22 protein-coding genes are annotated in these 26,960 nt (G+C 38.4%); 17 read left to right on the forward strand and 5 right to left on the reverse strand.

The features are described from left to right. Window positions 1–20 precede the first annotated feature (20 nt). Complete coding sequence (locus IGI66_RS05810; protein WP_438849279.1) at window positions 21–1,640, reverse strand: SulP family inorganic anion transporter; 1,620 nt, start codon at window positions 1,638–1,640, stop codon at window positions 21–23. Between the two features lie 225 nt (window positions 1,641–1,865). Here IGI66_RS05810 and IGI66_RS05815 point away from each other — a divergent pair, with 225 nt between their 5' ends. The 6 genes from IGI66_RS05815 (at window position 1,866) to IGI66_RS05840 (ending at window position 8,333) form a co-directional block, all read left to right on the forward strand. Next, window positions 1,866–2,315, forward strand: coding sequence for a YueI family protein (locus IGI66_RS05815; protein WP_288226834.1), 450 nt, complete (start codon window positions 1,866–1,868; stop codon window positions 2,313–2,315). 190 nt (window positions 2,316–2,505) lie between these two features. Beyond that, on the forward strand, window positions 2,506–4,116 hold the full coding sequence (locus IGI66_RS05820; protein ID WP_114524207.1) for a CTP synthase: 1,611 nt from the start codon (window positions 2,506–2,508) through the stop codon (window positions 4,114–4,116). Between the two features lie 178 nt (window positions 4,117–4,294). Then, window positions 4,295–5,164 (forward strand): class II fructose-bisphosphate aldolase, encoded by an 870-nt coding sequence (locus IGI66_RS05825; protein WP_010781086.1) that lies wholly within the window; start codon window positions 4,295–4,297, stop codon window positions 5,162–5,164. Between the two features lie 236 nt (window positions 5,165–5,400). Next, window positions 5,401–6,672, forward strand: a complete 1,272-nt coding sequence (locus IGI66_RS05830; RefSeq protein ID WP_438847998.1) for a UDP-N-acetylglucosamine 1-carboxyvinyltransferase — start codon at window positions 5,401–5,403, stop codon at window positions 6,670–6,672. Beyond that, a complete protein-coding gene (gene rho / locus IGI66_RS05835) occupies window positions 6,672–7,967 on the forward strand; it encodes a transcription termination factor Rho (protein ID WP_010781084.1) in 1,296 nt (431 codons plus the stop codon). The genes IGI66_RS05830 and rho overlap by 1 nt, the downstream gene beginning before the upstream one ends. Window positions 7,968–8,066: 99 nt before the next feature. Continuing rightward, the gene (locus IGI66_RS05840) at window positions 8,067–8,333 is read left to right on the forward strand and encodes a type B 50S ribosomal protein L31 (protein WP_010781083.1); all 267 of its coding nucleotides are present in this window, start codon (window positions 8,067–8,069) and stop codon (window positions 8,331–8,333) included. 32 nt (window positions 8,334–8,365) lie between these two features. On the opposite strand, the gene IGI66_RS05845 is transcribed toward IGI66_RS05840, so the two are convergent. The 3 genes from IGI66_RS05845 to IGI66_RS05855 form a co-directional block, all read right to left on the reverse strand. Further along, window positions 8,366–9,586: a tyrosine-type recombinase/integrase gene (locus tag IGI66_RS05845; RefSeq protein ID WP_438848001.1), complete on the reverse strand. Its 1,221-nt coding sequence runs from the start codon at window positions 9,584–9,586 to the stop codon at window positions 8,366–8,368. 95 nt (window positions 9,587–9,681) lie between these two features. After that, on the reverse strand, window positions 9,682–9,957 hold the full coding sequence (locus IGI66_RS05850) for a DNA-binding protein (RefSeq protein WP_438848003.1): 276 nt from the start codon (window positions 9,955–9,957) through the stop codon (window positions 9,682–9,684). A gap of 53 nt (window positions 9,958–10,010) precedes the next feature. Continuing rightward, entirely contained in the window at window positions 10,011–11,303 is a 1,293-nt protein-coding gene (locus tag IGI66_RS05855) for a replication initiation factor domain-containing protein (RefSeq protein ID WP_438848005.1), read from the reverse strand. A gap of 187 nt (window positions 11,304–11,490) precedes the next feature. On the opposite strand from IGI66_RS05855, the gene IGI66_RS05860 reads away from it, so the two are divergent. The 11 genes from IGI66_RS05860 (at window position 11,491) to IGI66_RS05910 (ending at window position 26,235) form a co-directional block, all read left to right on the forward strand. Continuing rightward, window positions 11,491–12,312 carry a helix-turn-helix domain-containing protein gene (locus tag IGI66_RS05860; protein ID WP_438848007.1) on the forward strand — a complete coding sequence of 274 codons (822 nt, stop codon included), beginning with the start codon at window positions 11,491–11,493 and terminating at the stop codon, window positions 12,310–12,312. A 379-nt stretch (window positions 12,313–12,691) separates the two neighbouring features. Then, window positions 12,692–14,551 (forward strand): KAP family P-loop NTPase fold protein, encoded by a 1,860-nt coding sequence (locus IGI66_RS05865; protein WP_438848009.1) that lies wholly within the window; start codon window positions 12,692–12,694, stop codon window positions 14,549–14,551. Between the two features lie 2 nt (window positions 14,552–14,553). Beyond that, on the forward strand, window positions 14,554–15,276 hold the full coding sequence (locus tag IGI66_RS05870; protein ID WP_438848011.1) for a hypothetical protein: 723 nt from the start codon (window positions 14,554–14,556) through the stop codon (window positions 15,274–15,276). Further along, complete coding sequence (qatC, locus tag IGI66_RS05875; RefSeq protein WP_438848013.1) at window positions 15,269–16,555, forward strand: Qat anti-phage system QueC-like protein QatC; 1,287 nt, start codon at window positions 15,269–15,271, stop codon at window positions 16,553–16,555. Before IGI66_RS05870 ends, qatC begins: the two co-directional genes overlap by 8 nt. Continuing rightward, entirely contained in the window at window positions 16,542–17,270 is a 729-nt protein-coding gene (qatD, locus tag IGI66_RS05880) for a Qat anti-phage system TatD family nuclease QatD (RefSeq protein WP_438848014.1), read from the forward strand. Before qatC ends, qatD begins: the two co-directional genes overlap by 14 nt. Continuing rightward, window positions 17,267–19,102 (forward strand): hypothetical protein, encoded by a 1,836-nt coding sequence (locus IGI66_RS05885; RefSeq protein ID WP_438848016.1) that lies wholly within the window; start codon window positions 17,267–17,269, stop codon window positions 19,100–19,102. The genes qatD and IGI66_RS05885 overlap by 4 nt, the downstream gene beginning before the upstream one ends. Before the next feature lie 627 nt (window positions 19,103–19,729). Next, window positions 19,730–20,203 (forward strand): IS200/IS605 family transposase, encoded by a 474-nt coding sequence (gene tnpA, locus IGI66_RS05890; RefSeq protein ID WP_438848018.1) that lies wholly within the window; start codon window positions 19,730–19,732, stop codon window positions 20,201–20,203. 228 nt (window positions 20,204–20,431) lie between these two features. Beyond that, the gene (locus tag IGI66_RS05895) at window positions 20,432–21,520 is read left to right on the forward strand and encodes a YncE family protein (RefSeq protein ID WP_438848020.1); all 1,089 of its coding nucleotides are present in this window, start codon (window positions 20,432–20,434) and stop codon (window positions 21,518–21,520) included. 183 nt (window positions 21,521–21,703) lie between these two features. Then, complete coding sequence (locus IGI66_RS05900) at window positions 21,704–23,317, forward strand: PTS transporter subunit EIIC (RefSeq protein ID WP_114524209.1); 1,614 nt, start codon at window positions 21,704–21,706, stop codon at window positions 23,315–23,317. A gap of 2 nt (window positions 23,318–23,319) precedes the next feature. Continuing rightward, entirely contained in the window at window positions 23,320–24,651 is a 1,332-nt protein-coding gene (locus tag IGI66_RS05905) for a 6-phospho-alpha-glucosidase (RefSeq protein ID WP_438848022.1), read from the forward strand. A gap of 207 nt (window positions 24,652–24,858) precedes the next feature. Continuing rightward, entirely contained in the window at window positions 24,859–26,235 is a 1,377-nt protein-coding gene (locus tag IGI66_RS05910; protein ID WP_438848024.1) for a gluconokinase, read from the forward strand. Here the strand turns inward: IGI66_RS05910 and IGI66_RS05915 are convergent. Beyond that, window positions 26,232–26,957 (reverse strand): MurR/RpiR family transcriptional regulator, encoded by a 726-nt coding sequence (locus IGI66_RS05915; protein WP_438848026.1) that lies wholly within the window; start codon window positions 26,955–26,957, stop codon window positions 26,232–26,234. The two genes, IGI66_RS05910 and IGI66_RS05915, sit on opposite strands and share 4 nt — an antisense overlap. Between the last annotated feature and the right edge of the window lie 3 nt (window positions 26,958–26,960).

Consider the following 26,960-nt stretch of genomic DNA (forward strand, 5'->3'; position numbering starts at 1 on the left):
AGCTCTTTTTACATATATTTCTAGAATTCTTGATGAAGTGTGGTTAGTGCATGAGCAACTGTGGGATGATGGACAGGTGAATGCGCATCTTTTTCCCATAAATGGTTGAGTTGTGCTTTCACTTCGGGTTGCATAGAGGTGAATATGACTCTTTGATCATTTAAACGTGCAACGGATAAATAATCAGCAAAGATATCTCTGGCAGTCAAATCGATACTAGGGACACCACGGAGTGAAAAAATAATACCTTTTCTACCGATAGCTTGATCGAGTTCCTTCTTTAACTGGTTTGCTGACATAAAGAACAAAGGGCCGGTAATATAAATAACTGCCCAATCTGTGCCAGCTTCAGAGTAGGGAAGATCCATTCTGCGCCAATCAACTTCTTCTGTAGTAATAGAAATTTTAGCGCTTTTGGCGATGAAGAAAATACAGCCTAATATAATTCCCAGTACGATAGCAATGCTTAAATCAAAAATGATCGTACTAAGCATAGTCGCAAAGAAAAGCAGGATGGCGGTTCGGTTTTTTTGATGGAGCATCGTTTTTATAGTTGACCATTCGTGCATACGCCAGCTTGTCACAAGTAAAACACTTGCTAAAGCCGTCATAGGTATCTGAGACATGATTGGGGCAAAGAGTATCATTGATAAAAATAAGAAGAACGCATGAAAAATGCCGGCTAAACGGGTTTGGGCCCCCGATTTGATAGCGACGCTTGTTCGTGCAATTGCAGCTGTTGCGGGAATACCGCCAAAAAAAGGTAAAATCATATTACCGATTCCTTGAGCCACTAATTCCTGATTACTATCTAAATCTTTTCCGGTCATACGTCCAGCCGAGGCGCCGCAAAGTAAACTTTCGATCATTCCCAGCATTGCGATACTGACAGCCGGTAAAAATAATTGTTTGAGTAATGCAAAATTTAGTGTAGAGAAATGCAGGCGCTCTCCGGTGATTAAAGAAGTTGGTATTTTTCCAACTTTTGCGACGGGCAATTTAAAGATGATCGAAGCTAGGGTAGCCAAAATGATAGCGACTAATGAGGCAGGTAAAACGTGAGCCCACTTTTTAGGGTAGAAGATCAATAACAATAAGATAAGAAGACCTAACAGAAATGTTGGTAAATCGGGATTGAAGTTGGAATGATAGCTGAATAATCTCGTTAAGGCATTCTCTCCTACAGAAGTGGTTCCGAAGAAGTTATCGATTTGTCCTAAGGCAATAATGATCGCAATGCCGGATGTGAAACCTGTAATCACTGGTGCCGGGATAAATGAGGTGAGGTTCCCGAGCTTAAATAATCCGGCCAATAATAAAATAGCTCCAGCAATAAAAGTAGCGACCAAAACGCCGGATAAACCTTGAACAGCTATGATACCAGTAAGAATTGCTGCCATTGCGCCTGTCGGTCCAGAAATTTGATAAAACCCACCTGAAAGATTTCCTATAACAGTTCCTGCGATGATGGCAGTGATCATTCCGGCTGCTGCATCAGCTCCGCTGGAAACACCGAAAGCCAGAGCAAGCGGCAGAGCTACAGCGGCTACAGTTAATCCTGCCAATAGGTCCTTTTGGAACTTTTCTCTAGAATAATGTCTAAACTCTGATCGCAATAAATTCGTATAACGTTTGATTATAAAACACTCCTTTTTTAGATACGACAAAAGCCCGTAAAAAACGGGCTTTCAAAGAATAAGTAAAACCATCTTTTACTATAAAAGAGAAGGGATAAAAGCACAATGGTTTTCTTAAAATTTCTATGAAATAATCATTCCATTAAAGGCTTTTAGCAGAGATTCAGCTTTTTTTCACCACTTTTGATATACTTAAATCAAAAATAGGCACATGAGGAAGTGAATAAAATGGCAAAAGATGAATTGCAGCAGCATCTAGACAAGGGAAGATATGGCTCTCCACGAATTAATCCAGAAGAACAACGTAAATATCTTGGAACTTTTAGAGAGCGTTGCTTTGTAAGTATGACGATCCGTGAGATGAAGAATAATCAAGACCGGCACTATTTAATTGAAGAAATTAAAAAGCATCCCGAAGGTAAATTGCTAATCAACGGGGCTGTACCAGATACACTCCAAAGTGAGTTTATCGGTTTGGCTTCAAAAAACGCAGCAGATTTTACAATTATCAATGATGCGACTGTTGAGGATGAAGAAAGTATTGGTGTTTTATTGGTCACGGATCATGCGGTGAACGAAGAGATCATCGATATCGAAAAAAAATATCCTTCAGAGACAGCGCCTGAATCTGCTGAACCTAAGCAAAAGAAAAGCTTTTTTGGGCGCTTATTTGATTAAAGAAAATTAAGCAACTAATAATTACAGTTGACATTTTTCGAAAGTGTCGGTATTATACTGCTTGGGCACCCTTTTAGTAGGGTCAAGTGTTTAGTGAATTCATAGCTCCCTATTCAGATTGGATAGGGAGCTTTCTTTGTTTTTTCTAGACGTTTCCTGCAAATTAGTATATGAAGGAGTTTTTTCATTTATGACAAAGTATATTTTTGTAACTGGCGGCGTGGTTTCATCAATCGGCAAAGGGATCGTGGCAGCATCATTGGGTCGTTTGCTTAAAAATCGAGGATTGAAGGTTACGATTCAAAAATTTGATCCTTATATCAATGTCGATCCAGGTACGATGAGTCCTTACCAACACGGAGAAGTTTTTGTAACAGATGATGGTGCTGAAACGGACTTGGACTTGGGTCACTATGAACGTTTTATCGACATCAACTTGAATCAATACTCCAACGTAACGACAGGAAAAATCTATTCAGAAGTTATTCGTAAGGAACGTAAAGGCGAATATCTAGGTGCGACTGTCCAAGTAATTCCGCATATCACCAATGAAATCAAATCAAAGATCATGCGTGCAGCGAAGATGACAGATTCCGATGTGATCATTACAGAAGTCGGCGGAACGGTCGGAGACATCGAGTCCTTGCCATTCTTAGAAGCCTTACGTCAAATGAAGGCGGATGTCGGAGCAGACAATGTCATGTATATCCATACAACGTTGATCCCATACTTAAAAGCTGCTGGTGAAATGAAAACTAAACCAACACAACACAGTGTGAAGGAACTACGTGGATTAGGAATTCAACCAAATATTTTAGTTGTACGTACCGAACAACCTGTTTCTCAAGGAACGAAAAATAAATTAGCTCAATTCTGTGACGTGGCACCAGAAGCAGTCATTGAATCGCGTGACGTTGAAACACTTTATTCCATTCCACTTGCTTTGCAGGCACAAGGCATGGATCAAATCGTTTGCGATCATCTGAAAATTGATGCACCTGTTGCAGATATGACAGAATGGCGTGCTTTAGAAGAAAAAGTGTTGAATCTCAAGAAAAAAGTCAAGATTGCTTTAGTCGGAAAATACGTGGAATTACCAGATGCGTATATCTCTGTCGTAGAAGCATTGAAGCATTCCGGTTTTGCATTTGATTCAGATATCGAGATCGAGTGGATCCAATCACAAGAAGTGACCCGCGAAAACGTAGCAGAAAAAATTGGGGATGCAGATGGGATCTTAGTTCCTGGCGGCTTTGGCGATCGCGGAATCGAAGGGAAAATCGAAGCCATCCGATACGCTCGTGAAAATGATGTGCCTTTCTTGGGTATTTGTTTAGGAATGCAAATGGCCTGTGTTGAATTTGGTCGGAATGTTGCTGGCTTGGAAGATGCGAATTCAGCGGAAACTGTCCCTGACACAGCAAATAATATTATTGATTTGATGGCAGACCAAGAAAATATCGAAAACTTGGGTGGCACACTGCGTCTTGGCTTATATCCTTGCAAACTAAAAAAAGGAACAACGACGGCAGCAGCATATGCAAATGAAGAAGTGATCCAAGAGCGTCACCGTCACCGTTATGAATTTAACAATCAATACCGTCAATTATTCGAGGATAAAGGACTTGTTTTCTCAGGTGTTTCTCCTGACAATCGTTTAGTTGAAATCGTTGAAATACCTGAAAATAAATTCTTTGTTGGATGTCAATTCCATCCAGAATTAATCTCTCGTCCAAATCGTCCTCAACCATTAATCAAAGCGTTCGTTGGGGCATCATTGGAAAGCAAAGAAGCAAAATAGTAAATTTGACTGAAAAGTGGTTGCGCTTTTCAGTCTTTTTTACAAAAAAGTTGAAATGTAAAGGTTTTATCGGAAGGTTTGCAGTAGCAAAGATGACGAAACTTTGATAGAATTAACACGTTAGTTAAGCATGGCTTAACCAAATGTAAAATAGTAAAAACACTAGGAGGAATTTTTTATGCCAGTAGTATCAGGAGCAGAATTCTTGAAAGCAGCACGTAAAGGCGGATATGCAGTTGGTGGATTTAACACGAATAACTTAGAATGGACACAAGCTATTCTAAAAGCTGCAGAAGCTAAAAAAGCACCCGTTCTTATCCAAACTTCAATGGGCGCTGCAAAATACATGGGTGGCTACAAAGTTGCTAAAGACATCATCTGTAACTTAGTAGATTCAATGGGTATCACTGTACCAGTTGCAATCCACTTAGACCATGGTGACTACGAAGCTGCTTTGGAATGTATCGAAGTTGGCTATACTTCAATCATGTTTGATGGTTCTCATCTTCCATTTGAAGAAAACTTGAAATTGGCTAAAGACGTTGTTGAAAAAGCTCACGCTAAAGGAATCTCTGTAGAATGTGAAGTTGGTTCAATCGGTGGTGAAGAAGACGGAATCATCGGCGCTGGCGAATTAGCTGACGTGGACGAATGTGTACAAATGGTTGCTACAGGTATCGACTATTTAGCATGTGGTATCGGTAATATCCATGGTGTATACCCTGAAAACTGGAAAGGGTTAGCATTTGACCACTTACAAGAAATCGCGAATGCTGTAGGTTCTGATGTTCCTTTAGTATTACATGGTGGATCAGGTATTCCTCAAGAACAAATCCAAAAAGCAATCTCAATGGGTGTTTCTAAAGTGAACGTTAACACTGAATTCCAATTATCATTTGCTAAAGCAACTCGTGAATATATCGAAGCTGGTAAAGATAAAGAAGGAAAAGGCTTTGACCCTCGTAAATTGTTGGCACCAGGTGTTGCTGCAATCGTTAAAGACGCTGAAGAACATATCGACTGGTTCGGTTCAGCTAACAAAGCTTAATTTTTGATTCTTATGACCTCGAAGCATCTGCTTCGAGGTTTTTTTGTGTGAAAGAAACCATGTAGAAAGTCGATATTTTAAGTAAAATAGTTATTTTATAACGTATTTTCTCGGCGGAAGGCGGGCCTGATTATTTTCTGTTGAATTTTGAGAATGCTTCCTTTTTATACAGTCAATAATATGCTAGAATGGATAATGGTCTATAAACTTCAAAATAATTAATTAGGTGAAAATACATGAAAAAAATCGAAATCCATGGCGGAAAGCCATTATCAGGTAATATAACGATCAGCGGTGCAAAAAACAGTGCAGTAGCACTTATTCCAGCAGCAATTATGGCGGACTCGCCAGTAACATTGGAAGGCGTGCCAGATATTCAAGATGTACACTCATTGATTGAAATCTTAGAAATTATGGGAGCAACGGTTTCTTTTGAAGACAATCGAATGGTCATTGATCCAAGTAATGTTGTTTCCATTCCAATGCCAAGTGGAAAAATCAATTCTTTGCGCGCTTCTTATTATTTTATGGGAGCGTTGGTAGGTAAATTTGGCGAAGCAGTGGTTGGTCTTCCAGGGGGATGCTTCTTAGGCCCCCGTCCGATTGATCTGCATATCAAAGGGTTTGAAAGCTTGGGAGCGGATGTTTCGAATGAGCATGGCGTTATCTACTTGCGGACTGATGACGAAGGATTGAAGGGAGATCGCATCTTTATGGATGTGGTTTCTATTGGTGCGACAATCAATGTGATGTTAGCCGCAGTGAAAGCAAAAGGAAAAACAATCATTGAAAATGCAGCGAAAGAACCAGAGATCATTGATGTAGCGACATTATTGAACAATATGGGTGCGAAAATTCGTGGTGCAGGTACGGATGAAATTCGGATAGAAGGCGTCGGAGAATTACATGGCTGCGTCCATTCAATTATTCCTGACCGAATCGAAGCGGGTACCTATTTAGCTTTAGCAGCTGCAATGGGTGAAGGTGTAACGGTTCATAACGTTATTTATGAACATATCGAAAGTTTTATTGCTAAATTGGAAGAAATCGGCGTTGAAATGAATATTTCTGAGGATAGCATTGATGTGCTTCCCTCTAAAAATTTAAAAACGGTGGATGTGACGACTTCGCCATATCCTGGTTTCGCAACGGATTTACAGCAGCCGTTGACGCCTCTATTGTTGAAAGCAAAAGGGACTTCTGAAATTATCGATACGATTTATTCAAAACGAGTGAATCATATTCCAGAATTAGTACGCATGGGCGCAGATGCCCGTGTGGAAGGCAACTTAATTGTTTTAAATGGACCTAGTAAGCTGCACGGTGCAGAAGTTGTTGCTTCTGATTTGCGTGCGGGGGCTTGTTTAGTTATCGCTGGATTAATGGCCGAAGGAAAAACTACGATCTTCAATGTAGAATACATTTTGCGAGGATATGATCATATTATTGAGAAACTGACGGCTCTTGGTGCAACTATCGAAATGATCGACGAGGAAGAGGCGGAATAATGAGCGATTATTTAACAATGGCGGAACTGGACAATAAGACGCTAAAAGAAATTTATGCTTATGCAAAAGACTTTAAAATTCCTTATTATAGTCAGATGAATAAAAAGGAATTGTCTTTAGCGGTTATCCGGGCACAGGCAGAAAAACAAGGCTTCTTTTACATGGAGGGAGTCTTAGATATCATCGGTCAAGACGGCTATGGCTTCTTGCGCCCAATCAACTATGGATCTAGTGCGGAGGATATCTATATTTCTTCTTCACAAATCCGTCGTTTCGGCTTGAGAAATGGTGATAAAGTGGCTGGTAAAGCCCGTCCGCCGAAAGAATCCGAACGTTATTATGGGTTGATGCATGTAGAAAGCGTGAATGGCAAAGATCCAGAAGAAGCCAAAGAACGCCCGCATTTTCCTGCGTTGACAGCACTTTATCCTGAAAAACAATTGGTTTTAGAAACGACTCCTGGTCGACTTTCTACCCGAATGATCGATATCTTCTCTCCCGTTGGATTTGGTCAACGTGGATTGATCGTAGCGCCTCCAAAAGCGGGGAAAACAACGATTCTGAAAGAAATAGCGAATGGTATTACAGATAATCATCCTGACGTGGAATTGATCGTCTTACTAATTGATGAACGCCCAGAAGAAGTAACCGACTTGGAACGCAGCGTAAAGGGAGATGTGGTTTATTCGACCTTTGATCAGCAGCCGCAAAATCATACGCGTGTGTCTGAATTGGTATTAGAACGGGCAATGCGCTTAGTAGAAGACAAACGAGATGTAGTGATCCTGATGGACAGTATCACGCGTTTAGCACGTGCGTATAACTTAGTCGTTCCACCGAGTGGTCGGACCTTAAGCGGAGGGATTGATCCGGCTGCATTGTACAAGCCGAAGAAGTTCTTTGGTGCAGCACGTAATATTGAAGAAGGCGGCAGCCTCACTATCCTAGCGACAGCATTGGTAGATACCGGCAGTCGTATGGACGATGTCATTTATGAAGAATTTAAAGGAACAGGGAACTTAGAACTACAATTATCACGTGAGTTGTCCGAGCGCCGTATCTTCCCAGCCATCGACATCAAGAAATCTGGTACTCGTAAAGAAGAATTATTGATGAGTCCGGATCGTTTAGAAGAGATCTTCAAGCTGCGTAACAATATGACCGGAGATTCATTGGAATATACGTCTCAATTCGTGAATTTTATGAAGAAGACAAAGACGAACGAGGATGTTTTCAAAGCATTCAAAGATGTTTCCTTTGGTGGGAAAACACCGCGTAGAAATCAAAAAAGATAATTGCATTGTCGAATCATTCATGATAGTATATTCATGTTGCAAATTGCAAAAATAACTCTGAACCAGCAAATGATTCAGGGCAAAGGAGCGAAAAAAACTATGAAACAAGGAATTCATCCAGAATATCATCCAGTTGTGTTTATGGACTCAACTACAGGTTTCAAATTCTTGTCAGGTTCTACTAAATCTTCACAAGAAACAGTTGAATGGGAAGACGGAAACACTTACCCTGTAATCCGTGTCGAAGTTACTTCTGACTCTCATCCATTCTACACTGGACGTCAAAAGTTCACTCAAGCAGATGGACGTGTCGATCGTTTCAACAAAAAATACGGTCTCAAAGACGAAAACGCAGAAGAAAAATAAAAACATTGATAAATCAACGTTTAGCAGACTATCTAATAGGGATAATCTGCTTTTTTTGCGTTTTGACCATACTTTTGACCATACCGAAACTCATCTGTTTTTTGATCAGTTTCTTTCATAAAATCAGCGAAGCGACTGGCTGTTTCTTCAGTCTGCCATTTGCTAACATGGGCGTAAATATCCATCGTCGTTTTGATGTCGGTGTGACCTAAACGAATTTGGACTTCTTTCAGTGAAGCACCAGATTCGAAAAGCAAACTACAATGAGTGTGTCGAAAACCATGTGGCGTGATATATTTTAAATTATGTTCTTTTACGATCAGTTTCAAATTGTGATTGATAAAATCCAAGTAGTAGGGTTTGTTTTCTTCAGTAGTGAATAACAATTGATCCCCTTTTTTTAATGCTTTGATCCCGAACTGTAAGAAAAGTTCTTTTTGTTTCAATTGCCAACGTTTAATAACTTGCAGTGTCTCATCATCCAGTGAGATGGTCCGTAAACTTTTCTCGGTTTTTGGGACTTGAAATTCTAACCGCCAATTTTCAACTGTAGCTAACGTTTGTTTAACAGATAATGTCTTATTTCTAAAATCGATATCTTTCCAACGCAGACCAAGCAATTCGCCTTTACGCAATCCAGTGAAAGCAAGTATACGAAATATTGGATAAAGTGGATCAGGGTAGGACTTCGTGATTTCAATAAAATCTAGTAGTTCGTCTTTTGAATAATAAGGAGCCACAAATTTTTCCTCATCAACTCTTTTTCTGCGTTTAGGACGTATGACACCATCCATCGGATTACTACGAATCAATCGTAAACTGAGCGCATATTTTAAAATGGAAGAGGTTAGACCCATCAAATTTGAATATTTCTTGTAATAGGAGTACCAGTGATTCACTTGCCTTTGGCAAAACGGGATCGTAATTTTTGAAATCTTCATCTTTCCAAAAAGAGGAAGCACGTGCTTCCTCAATGCCAACCGTTGTGCCACGTAGGTACTTTCTTTGACGGTATTTCTATATTGTTCCAGCCATTCATCTGCCAGCTCAGAAAATAGGCGATTAGAATCTGTTAGAACATCATTTTCCTGTACTTGGACTTGTAATCGCGCATAGGCTTGTTTTGCAGCTCGTTGCGTTTTAAACCCACGTTTCGTGGTGTATCTCTTTTTTCCAGTCGAAGGATCAATTCCAAGATACGCTTTGAACATATAGGCAGTCGTGCCATTTTTCTTTTGATATTTCTTTATCATAAATTTCTCCTTAGATAACTCGCCAGTATATCAAAGGTCAAAATGTTCTCCTTTCATTGTAGTAATCATAGAGTGCTGAAAAACTCTGGTCAATGCTAAATTTTCAATTGGGATAAAAATGCTCTGATATCCTCTCGATCAAAACGTGTCTCTTTGCCGAATGGGATCACTTTTAAACCACCAGAGATCCATTGATTCAGACGTTCGTCGCCAATACGCAAAACTTTTTTGACTTGCTTCCTAGTTGGATACGGAGGTAGATCATTTATAGGTTCTGGATTTGGTGTTTGTTCATCAAGAGTATCCAGAACCAGTTGTGCAATTATTTCAATCAGCTCATTATCTAATTCAATTGGTATTTTTAGGGTCAATCAATTTCCTTCCTTCTTTTAAAGCAAACTAACCACAAAAAAATATGATATACTCAACTTGTCGAGGGTGGAGTACGGTGAACATTATTGTTTGCAGTGCTCTGCTTTTCCTTTTTTTCTTTTCTTAGTTTTTCCAATTTCCTTTCAATGACTCTTCTGTAAACTTTTATCTCTCCTTTAAATAATTCCGGATTTTCTCGAACAACCTCTAGCATTTTTACACCTTCTTTATTTATTTCTGTGGATTGTAGAATAAGTCCAAGTAAGTTCACACGATAAATAGCGCCAAATTCTCTGATTAATTTTAGCGAGGGCGCAACATTGTTCAATATCCAGTTGAAACTTTTTTCTAGTGTCATTGGATCGTTCTCTAGGCTTAGTGTCACTTCTTCATGATTGCCGACAAACTCATTCCATCGTTTATCGATTTTGGCATTTGGATCGTCTGGGGGACGATCGTAGAAGCAGACGGTCTGATTGATCAAGCCAAAGACTAGCGGTTCAAAGTTTTCAATCTTCAAAAGTTGATGTACCAGTTCTTGCGCTTTCTCATGTCTTGTTCTAACTTCATATCGATTAATGATCGGTGCTTCCTCTAATGGGATGCCTCTTTTTCTTCGCTGTTCATGATCTTTTTGATAAAAACAGAAGTGCATGAGACTTTTACGAGAGCCAAAGTAGAGCGTCGTCCCATGCGATCCTTGATTAGAAAAATCTTTTGATTGATAAACATCTCCTATTCGGAAAGTGGAGTGAAATTCATTGCGTTCGATTTTCTTTGCTAGTTCGGGAATATCTAAGTAGCCGTAATGGTCATTGATGGCTAAGTCGATTCGAGTAAAATTTCCATCGTACTCAAAAACACGTTCGAAAAAATCATTCCACGATTGCTTTTTTCCCTTTAACCAGCCAGCTAATAAGCGACATCCCGCTCCTTTTAATTCGAAGAGTGTTCCTTTCGCTTTATCTTTCGAGACTCTAATATCGATTGCCTTCAGTAAATTATAGCGACCGGTGTATCCTAAAGTTGTTGAATCATGATAAACCATGTGACGCATGCTGATGCCTAAAACTTTCTCAATCAACATTTCATAATCTGTCGAGAAAAAATGAATGGTCAAGTAATCCACAATTCCATCGAGATGATCTTTCTTTTTCTTCGTAAGTAGGAAATCAAAGATTTGTTCGACTTTTTCATCTGATAATTTTCTGTTTCCAGTCTCGAATTTAGCGAGGAGTGAGCGAGAGATTCCCACTTTGTCTGCTACTTGCTGTTGTGTCCAACCTTTGGCAAGACGAGTCTTCTTTACAGGTTTTCCTAATTCCTCTTGGTTTAATCCATTCATAGTGACCTCCATTCCATATTTAGTTTTCAAAGAACGATAAAGTACGAATTTAAGTACATGTTTATATTACCGCGCGAATAAGCACGCGTCAATATAAAAAGTACGAAAATAAGTACAAAATTTGTTTGTGGTTTATTCAGTATTCTGTTATGATTTTGATAGCAAAAAGTTTGGAGAGGTCATAAATATGAAACCAGATGCGATTGAAGTAGGTAAAAGAATCAAGAAAATAAGAACGGATTTAGGATACAGTATGTCACAATTTGGAGAATTAATTAGCGACTCTCCAAAAACGACTGTAAATAATTGGGAGCGTGGAATCAATCTGCCTAAAGAGGATAAACTGAAGAAGATAGCTCTTTTGGGGAAGGTTACAACGAATGAGTTACTTTATGGAACGCCAGAAGAATTTATTTCAACAATTATTGTTGAACATTTTCGCTTACAATTGAATCCACTTTTTCTAAAACAAATCATCACCTTTTTAGAAAAGCAGAAAATTGATTTATATGACGAGATGGCGATCATCGAATTCATTCAAGGAATCGTTGATTCTGGTTCGCTAGTAGAGCAGGAAAGTATGTACTTGAGTTATACACCTATTCTCGGTTCTGATGGTTTATACTTAGCGACAATAACGAGAAATGGGGAAGTAACGAAACCAGTCTTTTTTGTTCATGTTGAGAAAGAAAAGAATAGTGTTCACTACTTACCTTATATATTTGCCGAAAACCAGTCTGAATTGTTTTATAACGTGCCAGAATTGAATAAGCAACTAAATATAGATTATTTCACACGTCAATTCCCACTGTTAGACATTGAGTTAAATCAATCTACGATTGTCTATTATGGAATCAAAGAAAAAGAGAACACAACGAATATCATCGAATATCGTTATAACAATGAAGAGAAAATATTCGAAGTCGAGAAAACAACAAGTAATTTTCGTATTTATGAGCCGTTCAAAATTGAGATAGAAAAAACTGTTGCGTATCTAAGTCATAATTAATAAGTGATAGTTCAAGTATTTTTGTGACAAATTAAATCTAATGAGACAGTCAAAAACGTTGTCAAATTAGCCTGTACTCGGATATTTTTAAGCTTTTATCGCTTATAGTTAGCCCCCTGTTAGAACGGGGCATGCATAGCGGCGCGCCGCTATGCAACAGGCAAAATCCCCACGAAGGGTAGTTCGCCTTGAGGCGAAACCCATCGTGGCGCTTGCCTAGTAATATTTGAAAAGCGACTCCTAAATTTGTTTTAAAAAATTTCCGTTAAATATTAAATTAGGCTTATATGCTTATATTTTAAAGTTTTTTCTGGTTTTTAATGAAATTAAAAGTTAGTGATATAATTGTTATTAATTAATTTAAAGGGTGGTACAAACGATGTGGAAAGATAGTGAAACTGAGATTGACTATTTGAACTTTGGCCATTTAACTGACCTTCTTACCGAATTGATTGATAACAGAAATCTGTTACCAGCAACGATAGGTGTCTATGGTAACTGGGGATCGGGTAAGTCAAGTTTAATTAAGATGGCAATCAATAATTTGAATAATCAAAATTCAGATGAAAAAATCGTCGTATTGAACTTTAACGGGTGGATGTTCGAAGGGTATGAAGATGCTAAGACCGTCTTGCTAGAAAGTATTTTGGACACGATAACGGCCAATGCCAAGAAGACGACTAAAGTGAAGAAACTTCTTAGAGGGCTTTATCAAAGTGTCGATAAAATCAAACTCTTCAAAAAAGGAATAGTTGTGGCTACCGATATCGTGACAACTGGAGGTTTGGGTTCGATTATTAGTGAAACAGCTAAGCAAATAGAACAAGTAACGGGTGGGGAAATTGAAGAAACTCAATTAGAGACTATTGTTAGTAACGTGAAGGACGAATTGAATTATTCAGATCTACGCGATGACTTGCGTAAGTTTCAAGGTGAGTTTGCTGAACTTTTGGAAGCAAGTAAAATAGACAAGTTAGTTGTTTTTATTGATGAGTTGGATCGTTGTAGTCCAGACACTATTATTGAAACGCTTGAAGCAATGCGTCTTTTTGTATTCACTGGAAACACTGTTTTTATTATCGGTGCGGATGAGCGTCATATTTCATACTCCGTTGAGAGGAAGTTTGCTGAAATCCAAGGAAAGCAAATAAACATTGGCAAGGAATATCTAGAGAAACTCGTTCAATACCCAATTATAATACCTCAGCTTGATGCAAATGAAGTAGAGTTCTACATTTTTTGTTTACTTTTGGAGGATACCTTTGAAGAGGAAGTTGCAAATACGATTTTTGAGTCAATCAATAAAAATCGCAAAGAAACTCATCTGGATTTCAATCTGAAGGAAGCAATAAGTGAACTTGTAATTCAAGATAGAGTTGAAGCGTTAAAGCAAAAAGCAGAGGCAGAGAAACTTGAAGAAGTACATATTATAGCTTCTCAGCTTTCTAATTTGTTAGCAGTAAGTTTGAACGGCAATCCACGACAATGTAAAAGATTTCTGAATACGATGAAAATGCGTGAAATCATGGCTAAGTCTTATGGAATCGATATTAAACGAATAATCTTAACAAAGATTATGTTACTTGAGTACTTTAACTCCCCAGCTTATGAGCAGATTAGCATTCTCGCTAACAAGTCTAAGTCGGGAGTGGTACAAGATTTGGCTGATTTAGAGAAAGATATTACAAATGATCAGAATCCACTCTCGGTAGTACTGCAAAATGAGTGGGGGATGAACTGGCTAACAAGCACACCTTCTTTAAGCGGGATTGATCTTCGTGGATACTTGTTCTTTTCGCGGGATACAAAAAGAAATCAAGCCAATGTTGGTACACTCAGCCTAAGTGCACCTGGACAAAAAGTATTGAAACTTTTACAGGGAAATGGAATATCTAGTCGGAAATCGGCGATTGCACAAAAAGATACTCTACAAAGATTCGATAAAATTGAAATATCAAGAATCTTATCCGAGAATATTCAAGCAAGTAGCAAAATATATAAATCAGCAGACTTTCAAAGTTTGTTCGATTGGGTCGTTAGTAATCGCGATGTTTTGGATGAAACCATTTACTTTTTACGCTCGATAGAGGGAGAGAAAATCCCTCCAGCTTCCGGAGTCCTAATCCAAAACTATATTTCCCAAAGCGTTACCGATGGAAAAGTAGTTAGCCTGATTGAGGTATGGAGAGAACAAAATGACAAGTTAGACGTAGTATTCAAGAAAACGGGAGTGAATTAGATATGGGGACTTCATCTGCTTTTCACGGTCCAGGAAATAATCCATTGCTACCAGATGATTTTAATGATGATAGTTGGAAAAATGCTAAAGCTGCGTTTGGAAAATATGTAAATGGCACTGCGGGTAGCGCGTCATCGCTATTTGGCAAATATGTTAAGGCCAGTGGTGGGTCAAGTACATTAGCAAAAGCAGCTGTTGGCGGAAAGGCTGGACTTATAAGCTTAGCTGATTTTATGAATCAAGTTAATACGAATGGGTTACATTCTACTCTTGACGCCTTTCGTATTTCAGTGGAAGGTAAGTCCTTAGACGAAATTTTAGCAGAGTTGGCTGGAAACATCGCTCCAATAGGTAGCTCTAAAGAAGAGGCAGTTGCTCGAGACGCAATTATGGAGACCATGGTAGCTTTTTACGATATGGTTGCTGATCAGGATCTAGAGATTGACGAAGTTGATAATATCACAGGTGAAAATTTCGATGATTTACTCTGTGAGTATCTAAAAAACTATATTACAGGTCTACTCTTGAAAGACTTAGGTTATGGTGTAGAGAAGTATATTAACGATCCTGAGGTTCTCGTTCAAAAAGAACAGGAGTTACGAGATTTTGTTGACAGTAAAATTTATGTGATGCTAAAAAATTCGCAACTTGATCAGCCGACTGATACTATCGTGAATACAGTATTTGATGCAGCACTGGAGATAGTAGGTGGAAACTATGAGTAGTAATAAAGCGGAGATTAAGAGTCCTTTACTTGCGTTTGAGATCGATTTGGAATCTTCATCCATGTATCGTGATAATTTCTATTCGAAAGTTGATGATCATCTGTTAACAACTGTTGATGAGATTCGGATAGATTTGTTATCAATTTCCAATTTTGTATATGCTGCCGATAAGCGTGTACCAAGATTAAGCGCAAAAGACGGTTGGACACGAGAACTAAAATTAACTATTTCGGTTCTATGCCTAGACCTATGGAAGAAGAGTAAAGAAATATTAGAGAAGATGTTATCATTTCTTACAGGAGATATTTGGACAATCACTTTCCAGTCAAGAAACCTCACTGAGAAGGAGGTTCATCTTTTGAATCACTCTGAAGAAGAAAGAGACATTCCGCTGGATGTTTGCATGTTTTCCGGCGGTTTAGACTCATTTATAGGTGCTATTGATATTTTGACCTCGCCTAACACTTCCACTCCACTCTTTATTAGTCACTATGGTGGTGGGAGCAAAGGGACGAAAGACTATCAAGAGATTCTGAAATCAAATTTAATGGATAAGTTTGATTATCTGACAGAACAGAGTTTTGTTTCTTTTTATTCAGCTGCTATGAAGTCGCTGACAAAGTATGACGAAGCAACGACTCGAAGTAGATCGTTCATGTTTTTTTCTCATGCAATCGCATTAGTTCCAAATGGTGGGCGTTTGATAATTCCAGAAAATGGATTTGTGTCACTCAATATTCCACTGTTCGATTCAAGAATCGGAAGTAGTAGTACAAGAACAACCCATCCATTTTATATGGATTTATTAAGGCAGATGCTTGAAATCGTAGGTATAGATATCTTGGTCGAGAATCCATATCAGTTCTTAACAAAAGGTGAAATGATTCAGCATTGCTTGGATAAAAACTTTCTAGACCAAAATATCGTGAATACTATGTCTTGTTCTCATCCTGTGAATGGACGTTGGAGTCATTTCAAAGAACCTATTCATTGTGGGTACTGTCTTCCATGTACGATAAGACGTGCATCGATTCTTTCATCTGATATATTGGATCAAACACCATATCAATTTAGTAGATATCAAAACAAAATAGGCAGTGAAACACTGAATGCGTTGAGAATTTCGATTCATAGAAATAGAAATACCAATCCTATGTCTAGAGTCCAATATTCAGGACCTTTACCAAGAAAACTTCCTCAATTTGCTCGTGTATATTCCGTTGGAATGTCTGAAATTGAAAATTTAGTCGATGGGATTGAAAACGATGAATTATCTTGATACGCATTGTCATGTTGATTTAGCAAAAAATAGAAAGGATTTTATTAGAGATATCAATGATCAGCGAATTTATACAATTGCTGTTTCTAATCTCCCTTCTCTATTTGAAAAAAACAAAGTAATAATACCTGAATCTAAATATTTAAAGCATGCTCTAGGGTACCATCCCGAGTTGGTTAGACAGTTTCCCAATCAGTTGGAAAAATTTGAGAGTCTGTTACGAAAAACGAGATATGTCGGTGAGATAGGCATTGATGGAAGTGGTCGGTACAAGAATAGTTTGCCAAGTCAAATAGAAATTTTTGAAAATATTTTAATGCTTTGTGATAAAAGACCAAACAAAATTTTGACTATTCACTCAAGAAACTCGGAACAAGTGATTACAGAGATGGTAATGAAATATCCAAAAAGTAAAAAAATACTACATTGGTTTAGTGGCGATATTAAATATATTGAAAGATTGCTAGATTCAGGTTGCTATTTTTCAATCAATAAACAAATGCTCCTATCCTCCAAAGGTATTTTATTGGTAAATAAGCTTCCTTTGAAACGGATATTATTGGAATCTGATTTTCCGTTTGCATATAGTAGTGAATCAGGTAATCTATCTGACTATTTATTAGATGTCATTAAAATTATGGCACGAAAACGAAATATTGATACAAGTGATTTAGTTAATCAATTACTGATAAATCAAAAAAAATTACTGGAGTGATTATTCTGACATTAAGTATAGCTTGGAAAAAAGAAAATAATGTGTATTTAATATGCGATTCAGTAACATCAAGCAAAAGCGTAACTGATTCTGGAATGACCTCTTTTGGAGAAAAGGAAACGAGGTATGGTGAAACCTTCTATATAAAAGAAACTACAAAAAAAATTATAAAAATTGGTGACTTTGGATTTATTTCATTTGCTGGAGATGTAGAAAGAGCAAGAGAGTCAATTAGAACAATTAAGGATTTTCTACCTTTCAAAACATTGTCAGAAATTGTAAGAATGATTCAGGATAGTTTTGATACAGAATCGAACGATTTTTTTGAATTGCTAATTATATGTCGTGAGAATGAAGATAATAAAATCTATTATATTAGGTCCGATAATTTTGATTTGCAGGAGATTGATACCGCAAAAATGGTTGGAAGTGCTACTAATATTATGGACTTTGAAACCAATCTTTCAAACTATATCTTAGGAATGAATACTAATTTGAAAAATAGATTTTATTTTTTGGATATATTAACTAGTATTCAATGTGCATCCATGAAATATAGCAATGATTTTTTACTAGAGGGGGTCGGAGGATTTTACTGGGGTGGATATATTGATAAAAACGGAGAGTTAAACTGGCCTCCAGATTTACTATATAGTATTTGTGAGGGAAAAGCTGAGCCTAAAAATGTTTCTATTCTTGATTTTGAAGATAGTGTTTTGATTTCTTCAGCATACAATAATAAAATTTCGATTTATTCAGATGTTGATAGAACTTGGGATTCGGAAAAACTCATGAAAATTATCAATACAAGAATTCCGGATACAATTATAACATATGATGAAAAACTTAATGTTAAGCAAGCTGATGTAATATTTGGAAACAGTTTAACTCCCACTATTTTCATAAGGCAAATTCGTACTTCACATTATAACTCAAAGTTCTTTATCAAAAAAAATCTCGGATATTTGAATTATCTTCAAGATAAATATCAAAAAGATACTTACTTTCCAGAAGGTTATTTGATCGAACACCCACCCCTCAAAGAAAAAGATGTTTTAAACTTTCTGGAAGATGATATCATTTTCAATGATGAAGAAACGTACTTTGATCAACCGTTTGAAATGGATCTTAGTTTTTGGGGACAGAACTCTACCAAGGAAAAGTATGAAGCCCTAAGTAAAAAAATTCAGTTTTTTGAAAACATAGTTTTTGTCGATGTTGAATATCTTGAGAAAGAGGTTAACCAAAAAAAGGTTTCCTTTCAAAAATATAACCACTGCTCCGAGCCTAAATTTAATCTTCACCATTTAATAAGTGAGCATATTCTACTTGCTGAAAAAGACCCAAGCAAATATCTTTTTATTATCTATAAAAAGAATGAACTTAAGCAAAGCGAATTCTTTTATCGTTTAAGTTCATTCTGGCTAGACGAACCTAATATTGAGATTATTGAAGGTGAAAAAAATCTCGGAATTTTTGAGTATATAGTTGCTTTATTGCATTTCTACTATTCTGATGAACACTTTTTCCATATTGATAAACTAGTGTTTGTTGCAGATAGTCCTGAAGCCTCAGCAGCTTTATTTTTTGCACCATACAATAATACCCATTGGTCAGATAAAAATAATGATGTAGTTAATAATTATTCTTTAACGGACATAATATTAGGTCGGGAATATAATTACGATACTAATATGGATGGAAGATTTTTGTATTTCCCTTTAGATTACAATATTTGGAAATGTTTAGGGTTAAATAATGAAGATGCTCGACGTGCTGATTTACATTTTGAAGAGTACCTCAGGATGCGGTTGATTAGAAAAACCTTATAATATTAAGTATAAAGATTTTTTATTTTAGATAGTTGATGGACAAATTGTGAGATATGATTTATGAACGATTTTTTTCGATAAGATTAAAAACGGTTTCTCTCAATTCTAATTAGTTATACTCAAATTTAAATTATTACTTAATTCTTTTAGAAATATGTAATAATATAGTGATTGATAATGAAGGCAGTTTCTTATTACTTTAAAGTAGTTTTGATATTAAGGGTAATAGTCCTGAATAATGCAATCTAATAATTTGATATACTGGCGAGTATTTTTTGACCATACTTTTGACCTTCTCGAACAAGTTTTACTAACAATTATCAAGGTTTTACTTTTATCTAAAAAGTTGGTTTAAAGCTATTTGTGTTGAATCAAGTGCCACGAGATTTTCATGAAACACACAATACGGTCTCAAAGACGAAAACGCAGAAGAAAAATAAATTCTGTTCAATCAGACTTTGCGAGTTTCCCATTATGGGAAGCTCGTTTTTTTGTATGTTTTGAAAACCACTTGCTCTGCGAGTGGTTCCGGAGAGCTTCCAGCGTGGTATTAAAAAGACCTCCCAAAATTGATAAACTGATGTTGGTTTCCTGACCGCATCACAATCAAATTTAGGAGGACCCCTTATGAAAAAGGATACTGAAAGTTTAGCACATACAAAACGGAGATGTAAGTATCACATCGTGTTTGCACCGAAATATCGAAGACAAATTATCTATGGAAAATATAAACAAAGTATTGGAGAGATTCTACGAGAATTATGTGACAGAAAAAAAGTAGAAATCTTGGAAGCAAATGCGTGCAAAGATCACATTCATCTGTTAGTTAGTATTCCACCAAAATTAAGCGTGGCACAATTTATCGGGTATTTGAAAGGAAAAAGCAGCTTGATGATTTTTGATCGGCATGCAGAACTGAAATATCGGTATGGAAACCGAAAATTTTGGTGTAAGGGATATTTCGTGGATACGGTTGGAAGAAATAAGGCGCAGATAACAGAATATATTCGTAATCAAATACAGGAAGATTATGTAGCAGATCAACTCACATTGTTTGAAGAATATGATCCGTTCACAGGAAAGAAAAACAAAAAGAAGTAACGAGAGATTCTATTAGAATCAGCGAGTAAAAGTGGTGCGAGAGGGAAAGCTTTCAGAAAGCCTTTTAGGCTATGGCCGGTAATAGAGGCTTTCAGTCGCAGAGCAAACCACCCGTTCACACGGGTAGTTTTAATTATATTTATTTTTTCAGAAACTACGCTTTAATTGTTCTTTCTGAGAATATCTGCTATGGTTTTTTTATAAATCATGTAGTCAGGAGATTCTAGTATGCAGAAGAAAAAATACGGGGTTCTTTTATGGTTTCTTTTAATGGTTTTATTTCCGGTGAGGGTGGATGCCTCACATCATGGACTGACAGTGGACCAGCAAAAAGAGAAGTTGGAATCATACAATGAATTTTATCAAGCGGCCTTTTCAGGGAAGGAAGAGACGACTGATTTTGGTATGTATAAGATTCCTGGCTTGTACAGTGCAAAAACACTTAGCTTGGAAACGAATGATCTTTCTGAGAGCCGAACGATGACACCACAAGGGATCGCCTTGACGGAAAAATATATTCTTATTTCGGCGTATAGTCATGATCATAAGAATCATTCAGTTATCTATATGTTGGATCGTCAAACGCATCAGTATTTGAAAACGGTTGTTTTGCCAGGAAAACCTCATTTGGGGGGCATTACGTATGATCCAAAGCATCAGCGTGTTTGGGTGACGACTGGCGGCCTTTTTGCAGGGTTATCTTCTATTGACTTAAAAGAATTAGAAGGCTATCGAATGCAAGCGGGGCAAGTGGTCTCTTACCATCAGCAAATTTCGTTAAAAGAGGTATCTCACGCTTCCGCAGTCACCTATACTTCAGGGGTATTGGTTGTTGGCTATTTTACGCTAGATGAATATGGACGGATGGCGACGTATCGTTTGGACAATCAAGGGGAATTGACGATTGATTCTCACGAGAAGGTTTCTAGTTTTGACCAAGGAAATCAAAAGAAGTCTGGAGTAACGCCTGTTCCTTCCTCAGAGTTTGCCCGTTCGTTGGGTTCATGGAAAACCCTGGATATGATTCAAGGAATGACTTTTTACAAAGATTATCTAGTGATGTCTCAATCGTGGGGGCCGGATCGGCCTGGAAAAATATATTTTTTTAACTTAGATAAGGTAGATAATTTTTTCTCTATTAAGGATGCCGCATTTGAGATGGATACACCGCCGTATATCGAACAGATAACGGCAAATAAGGACCAGCTTTTTGCGGTATTTGAGGGAGGTGCGTGGCCGTATCGCACAAGAAATCCGGTCTTGGTGGATCATGTCATTCAGTTGGACATTCCTCAGTTGTTATCAAAGAAAGAATAAATGGGTCGACACATTCTAGAATACTAGGCTGAAGGGGTTCCTTAAAGGTGGAATCCCTTTTTATATTGGAAGTATGAAACCTGTTTCAAATCGTGAAACGAGTTGAGTTGTAAGCGGTATCTATTTCATTTTAAAAAAGTGCCTCGTATACTAAACACATCATAAAAAGAGGGAGATAAAAAAATGAAAGCGAAAATCATGGATAGCATGCAGAAATTTTCGAAAGCGATGTTTGTTCCAGTTCTGATCTTGCCAATAGCGGGTATTTTGATCGCCATTGGGAATGTTTTTACCAATCCGCGACTGATTGAAACGTTTAGTTTTTTAGATAATCCGATTACTATGGGATTCGGAAGTATTCTATCGGCGGCGTTATTGCCTGTATTGACAAATCTTGGTGTCATTTTCTGTGTAGGAATCGCATTAGGGTTGGCAAATAAGAAAAAAGCGGAAGCCGCGTTTACTGCATTACTTGGTTATTTAGTGTTTCTCTACGCTATGAATAAATTTATGGAATTACGGGAAATGCTCGTGGCACCGGATCAATTGCAGGGTTCAGGGCAAGCTTTAGTATTGGGTGTTCAGGTGCTGGACATGGGCGTGTTTCTTGGAATTATTCTTGGGATCGTCGTAGCGCTGATCCACAACCGATTTATTGATACGACATTCAATAATGCGTTTCAAGTATATGGCGGCGCGCGATTCGTCTTTATTGTTTTAATTCCCGTCTTGGTTGTAGCTGCCATCGTATTTTCCTTTGTGTGGCCTGTCATTCAGCAAGGAATCGATGGATTAGGCGGTGTGATTCAACGGACAGGGAACTTTGGTATCTTCCTCTATGGAACCTTGGAACGTTTGCTGATACCGACTGGACTGCATCATTTAGTCTATACCCCATTTTTATATACATCTCTTGGGGGTGTGGCGGAAGTTGGCGGACAAGTATTCGAAGGGGCACGGAATATTTATTTTGCTGAAATTGCTGATCCAGCGGTTCGCGTCCTTTCGCAAAGCGTGATTTGGGATGCACGGGGTATTTCAAAAATGTTTGGATTGATTGGCGCGTGTCTAGCCATGTATCAAACAGCGAAGCCAGAAAATAAATTTAAGGTAAAAGCGATCCTGATTCCTGCCGTAGTCACATCATTTATTGCTGGAGTGACAGAGCCGATTGAATTTTCGTTTATGTTTGTCGCACCATTATTATTTGTGATCCATTCAGCTTTAAGCGGTCTAAGCATGGTAGCATTAAATATTTTTGGCTCTCGAGCAATCGGTCCAAATGGTTTTATTGACTTTTTACTATATAACATTCCTTTAGGAACAGAGAAAACCCGTTGGCCAATCTATCTTCTCGTGGGAGTCGCCTTTTTCTTTATCTATTACTTCCTATTCCGTTTCTTGATTCTTAAGTTCAATTTCAAGACTGTTGGACGGGAAGACAATGAGCAAGAAACAAAGCTGTATTCGAAAAAGGAATACAACGATAAAAAAGCGGCTATACCCGCAAATGGTGCGATGGCTGTTACGGCTTCTGAGGACGCACTGTCCGAAAAAATCGTTGAAGGTTTAGGCGGCGCGGACAACATCAAAACGATCGATAATTGTTATACTCGCCTGCGATTGAAGCTGGCAAAACCGGAACTTGTGGATGAAGGCTTATTGAAGAATCAGACACAGGCAAAAGGTGTGATCAGCAACGGAGAGAATGTGCATGTAGTTTATGGATTGACCGTTCCGCAGGTTCGGGAAAAACTTGAAAAATACTTAGGCAGAGAAAATAAAGGAGACGAGTGATAATGAAAAAATTTTCAGTAGTGATTGCGGGTGGAGGGAGCACCTTTACTCCAGGAATCGTCATGATGATGTTAGATAATTTAGACCGCTTCCCAATAAAGAAATTAAAATTGTATGACAATGATGGCGACCGCCAGGGGATACTTGGGGAAGCGTTAGAAATTCTATTAAAAGAACAGGCACCGGAAATTGAGTTTTCCTATACGACAGATCCAGAAACGGCATTTTCTGATGTGGACTTTTGTATGGCTCATATTCGCGTAGGGAAATATGCGATGCGGGAAAAAGATGAAAAGGTCCCATTGCGTCACGGGGTATTTGGTCAAGAAACCTGCGGACCAGGAGGGATCGCCTATGGTATGCGGAGTATCACGGGAATGTTGGAGATCATCGACTATATGGAAAAATATTCTCCAGACTGCTGGATGCTGAATTATTCGAATCCAGCCGCTATCGTAGCTGAAGCTTGCCGCGTTATGAGACCAGAATCAAAGGTTCTTAATATTTGTGATATGCCAGTAGGAACACTGAGACGGATGTCGCAAATCATTGGTAAGGCTCCCGAGGAATTAGAAGTTCGTTATTTTGGCTTAAATCATTTTGGCTGGTGGACCAGTGTTAAGGATACGGAGGGCCATGAATACATTGACCAAATCCGGAACTATGTCTCTGAGCATGGGTATTTGACTCAAATCGAGGTAGACACCCAACACACCGATCCAAGCTGGCAAGAGACCCATAAGAAAGCAAAAGATATCTTAGCGGTAACACCAGACTATTTACCAAACACGTATTTAAAATATTATTTGTATCCCGATTACGTATTCGAACACATGAAGGATCATCCTGAATTTACTCGTGCAAATGAAGTCATGCAAGGACGAGAGAAAACGGTGTTTGATCACGCGCAACAAATCATTGCGAAGGGAACGGCAGAAGGTATCGCCTTTGACATCGATGCCCACGCAACATTTATCGTAGATTTAGCCCGTGCGATTGCCTTCAACACCCATGAGCGCATGGTAATGATTGTTGAGAATAATGGTGCGATTGCCAATTTTCCTGATGACGCGATGGTGGAAGTCCCATGTATTGTAGGAACAGACGGGCCCGAAGCATTGACCCAGGGTAAGATCCCAGCCTTTCAACAAGCGATGATGGTCCAGCAAGTCACGGTTGAAAAATTAGTCGTTGAGGCTTATGTAGAAAATAGTTATCAAAAAATGTGGCAAGCGTTGACTTTATCGAAGACGGTACCTAGTGCCCAAGTAGCGAAGGAATTACTGGATGATTTAATCATTGAAAATGCAGGTACTTGGCCGGAGTTGCATTAATTTTAAAGGATCTAACAGCAATGAGGGATAGATGCGTTGTTGTTAGGTTCTTTTTTTTCATCAGGAGGGGAAATGTGGGGACTGGAGGAAGCATCACGCGCCGTCGCTTATGACGGGCTTTACATCAGAGGATTGTGATAAGATAGGTGAGAAATGTGGCGCAGTATTGCGCACTCAGTTTGGCGGCTGCGCCTTTGTAAAGGATGAATGATTTTGTCAGTATTTTTAGGAATAGATATAGGAACAACAGCGATCAAGTTAGGTGTGATACAAGAGAACGAATTGCTTTATACAAGCGATTTGCCTATTCAAACCTATGGGAATGATCGGGTCAAGTATCAAAAAGGGGAAGAATTGTTGTCGATTTTGCAAAGCGGTCTTTTGGCGATTCCTGCTTGGATTCGGAGGCAGGTTGATACGATTAGTTTCAGTACCGCCATGCATAGTCTAATGCCTGATGACGGAAAAAAACAGATTTTTTTATGGTCAGACCTGCAAGCTTCAAAAGTTATTGCCCGTTTTCGAAAGACAGATGAAGCAGCTCGCTTCTATTCTCTATCCGGGACACCCATCCATGCCATGTCTCCATTTGCTAAATTGCTGTACTTTAAAGAAATGAACCTGTATCCTGCGGAGATTCATTGGTATGGACTGAAGGAACTGGTCATGGATTACTTTACAGGGAAACCCATTATTGATTATGCTACAGCATCGGCCACAGGTCTATTCGATTTACGAGAAAATCAATGGAGCAAAGAGATCTTGGCATATCTTGGTCTTAAAAGAGATCAGCTTGCGACATTGGCAGATACGACAGAGTCATTTGAGATGGTGGCGAGCAAGCGGGAGCTATTCGATTTTTCCTCCACCATTCGCGTAGTTGTCGGCGCAAGCGATGGGACCTTGGCTGCGTATGCCAGTTATTATGCTACTGGAAGAACCGCGAGCTTGACGATCGGTACCAGTGCGGCGGTCCGTCAGATCACTAAAAGGATATATTTGGATCAAAAAAAGCAAAATTTTTGTTATTACTTAAATGAAGAGGTGTTCGTGAGCGGCGCGCCTTCCAATAATGGCGGGATTGTTTTGGCTTGGGCGGCAGATCAGTTGGCAGAAGATTCCAAGACTTTTTTCGAGATGTTGCCGCAACTATTAGAGTTGACGGAGCCTGGCGCGAAGGGGCTGCGCTTTTGGCCTTTCTTGAATGGTGAGCGGGCACCCTATTGGAGCAATGACATAAAAGGCGGCTTTTACGATTTGACGTTGCAGCACACTAAACAAGAAATGCTGCGAAGTGTGATCGAAGGAATGTTAATGAACGTTCGTCAACTAATCGATTTAGTAGCACCTGGGGAAGAGTTATCCGTAAGCGGCGGTTTTTTTCAAACCTCGGTTTTGGGACAATTAGCCGCAGACATTTTTGGGACAACCTGTTACTATGCGCAAGAAAACGAACCTATTTTTGGGTTGTACTATTTGTTAGAAGAGCCTGAGCTACTGATTGAAGAGAGTCAGCAGATCGTCTATCCCGATCCGAAAAACCACGATATTTATCGACAGCTCGCTCAGACCTATTTTCTTTAGTCTGTAGCCGTAAACTCTTGGACGATGTATTCCATCAGCAACAATAACTTACCAAAAAAGCTGTTGTATTTGATATTTTGGCTGTCCATCGGGCGTTCATCTGCAACTTCAAAAATAATAGAGGCAGCTTCTGTCCCACGAGAGTGACTATTTCCTGTAAATAAAATGGTTGGAATGTTGTGTTCGCTGGAAAAGTGCATTTTTTCTATTACCTTTTGAGTCTCCCCAGATTTGGAGATCACGATCAGCATATTGATATTTTCGGCATTGTTATTAATGATGCCGGATGAATCTGCTGCGTTAACAAAAAGTGTTTTTATCCCATTCACCAGTAGTTTTTTATAGAGATACTCAGCGATGATACTCGAAAAACCGGTGGCGTAGATCGTAATGAATTTCTCCTGATTTTTTCGATAAATTTGTTTCATATCCTGGATGGAAGGGGCAAGTTTATCAGTAGGAATTGAAATATCGACCGTTGCTTCAACAAACTGATTTTGCGGTCGGTATTGATTTTTTAAAAAGAAAAACAATTCTAAATATCCGGAAAAATCTAATTTCTGTGCCAACCGCACGATTGTCGCTGGGGATGTATACAGTGTTGCAGCAATCTTTCTTAAGGAGACTCCGTCGAGCTCATGGACGTGCTTGGCTAAATAAGTCAAAATCGCTCGATCGTTGTCAGATAATTGTTTTCCTTTTGTAACCAATTCTAAATCCATTCT

Origin of the sequence: Enterococcus sp. AZ048, assembly GCF_051715125.1 — a bacterium.
Lineage (GTDB): Bacteria > Bacillota > Bacilli > Lactobacillales > Enterococcaceae > Enterococcus_A > Enterococcus_A gilvus.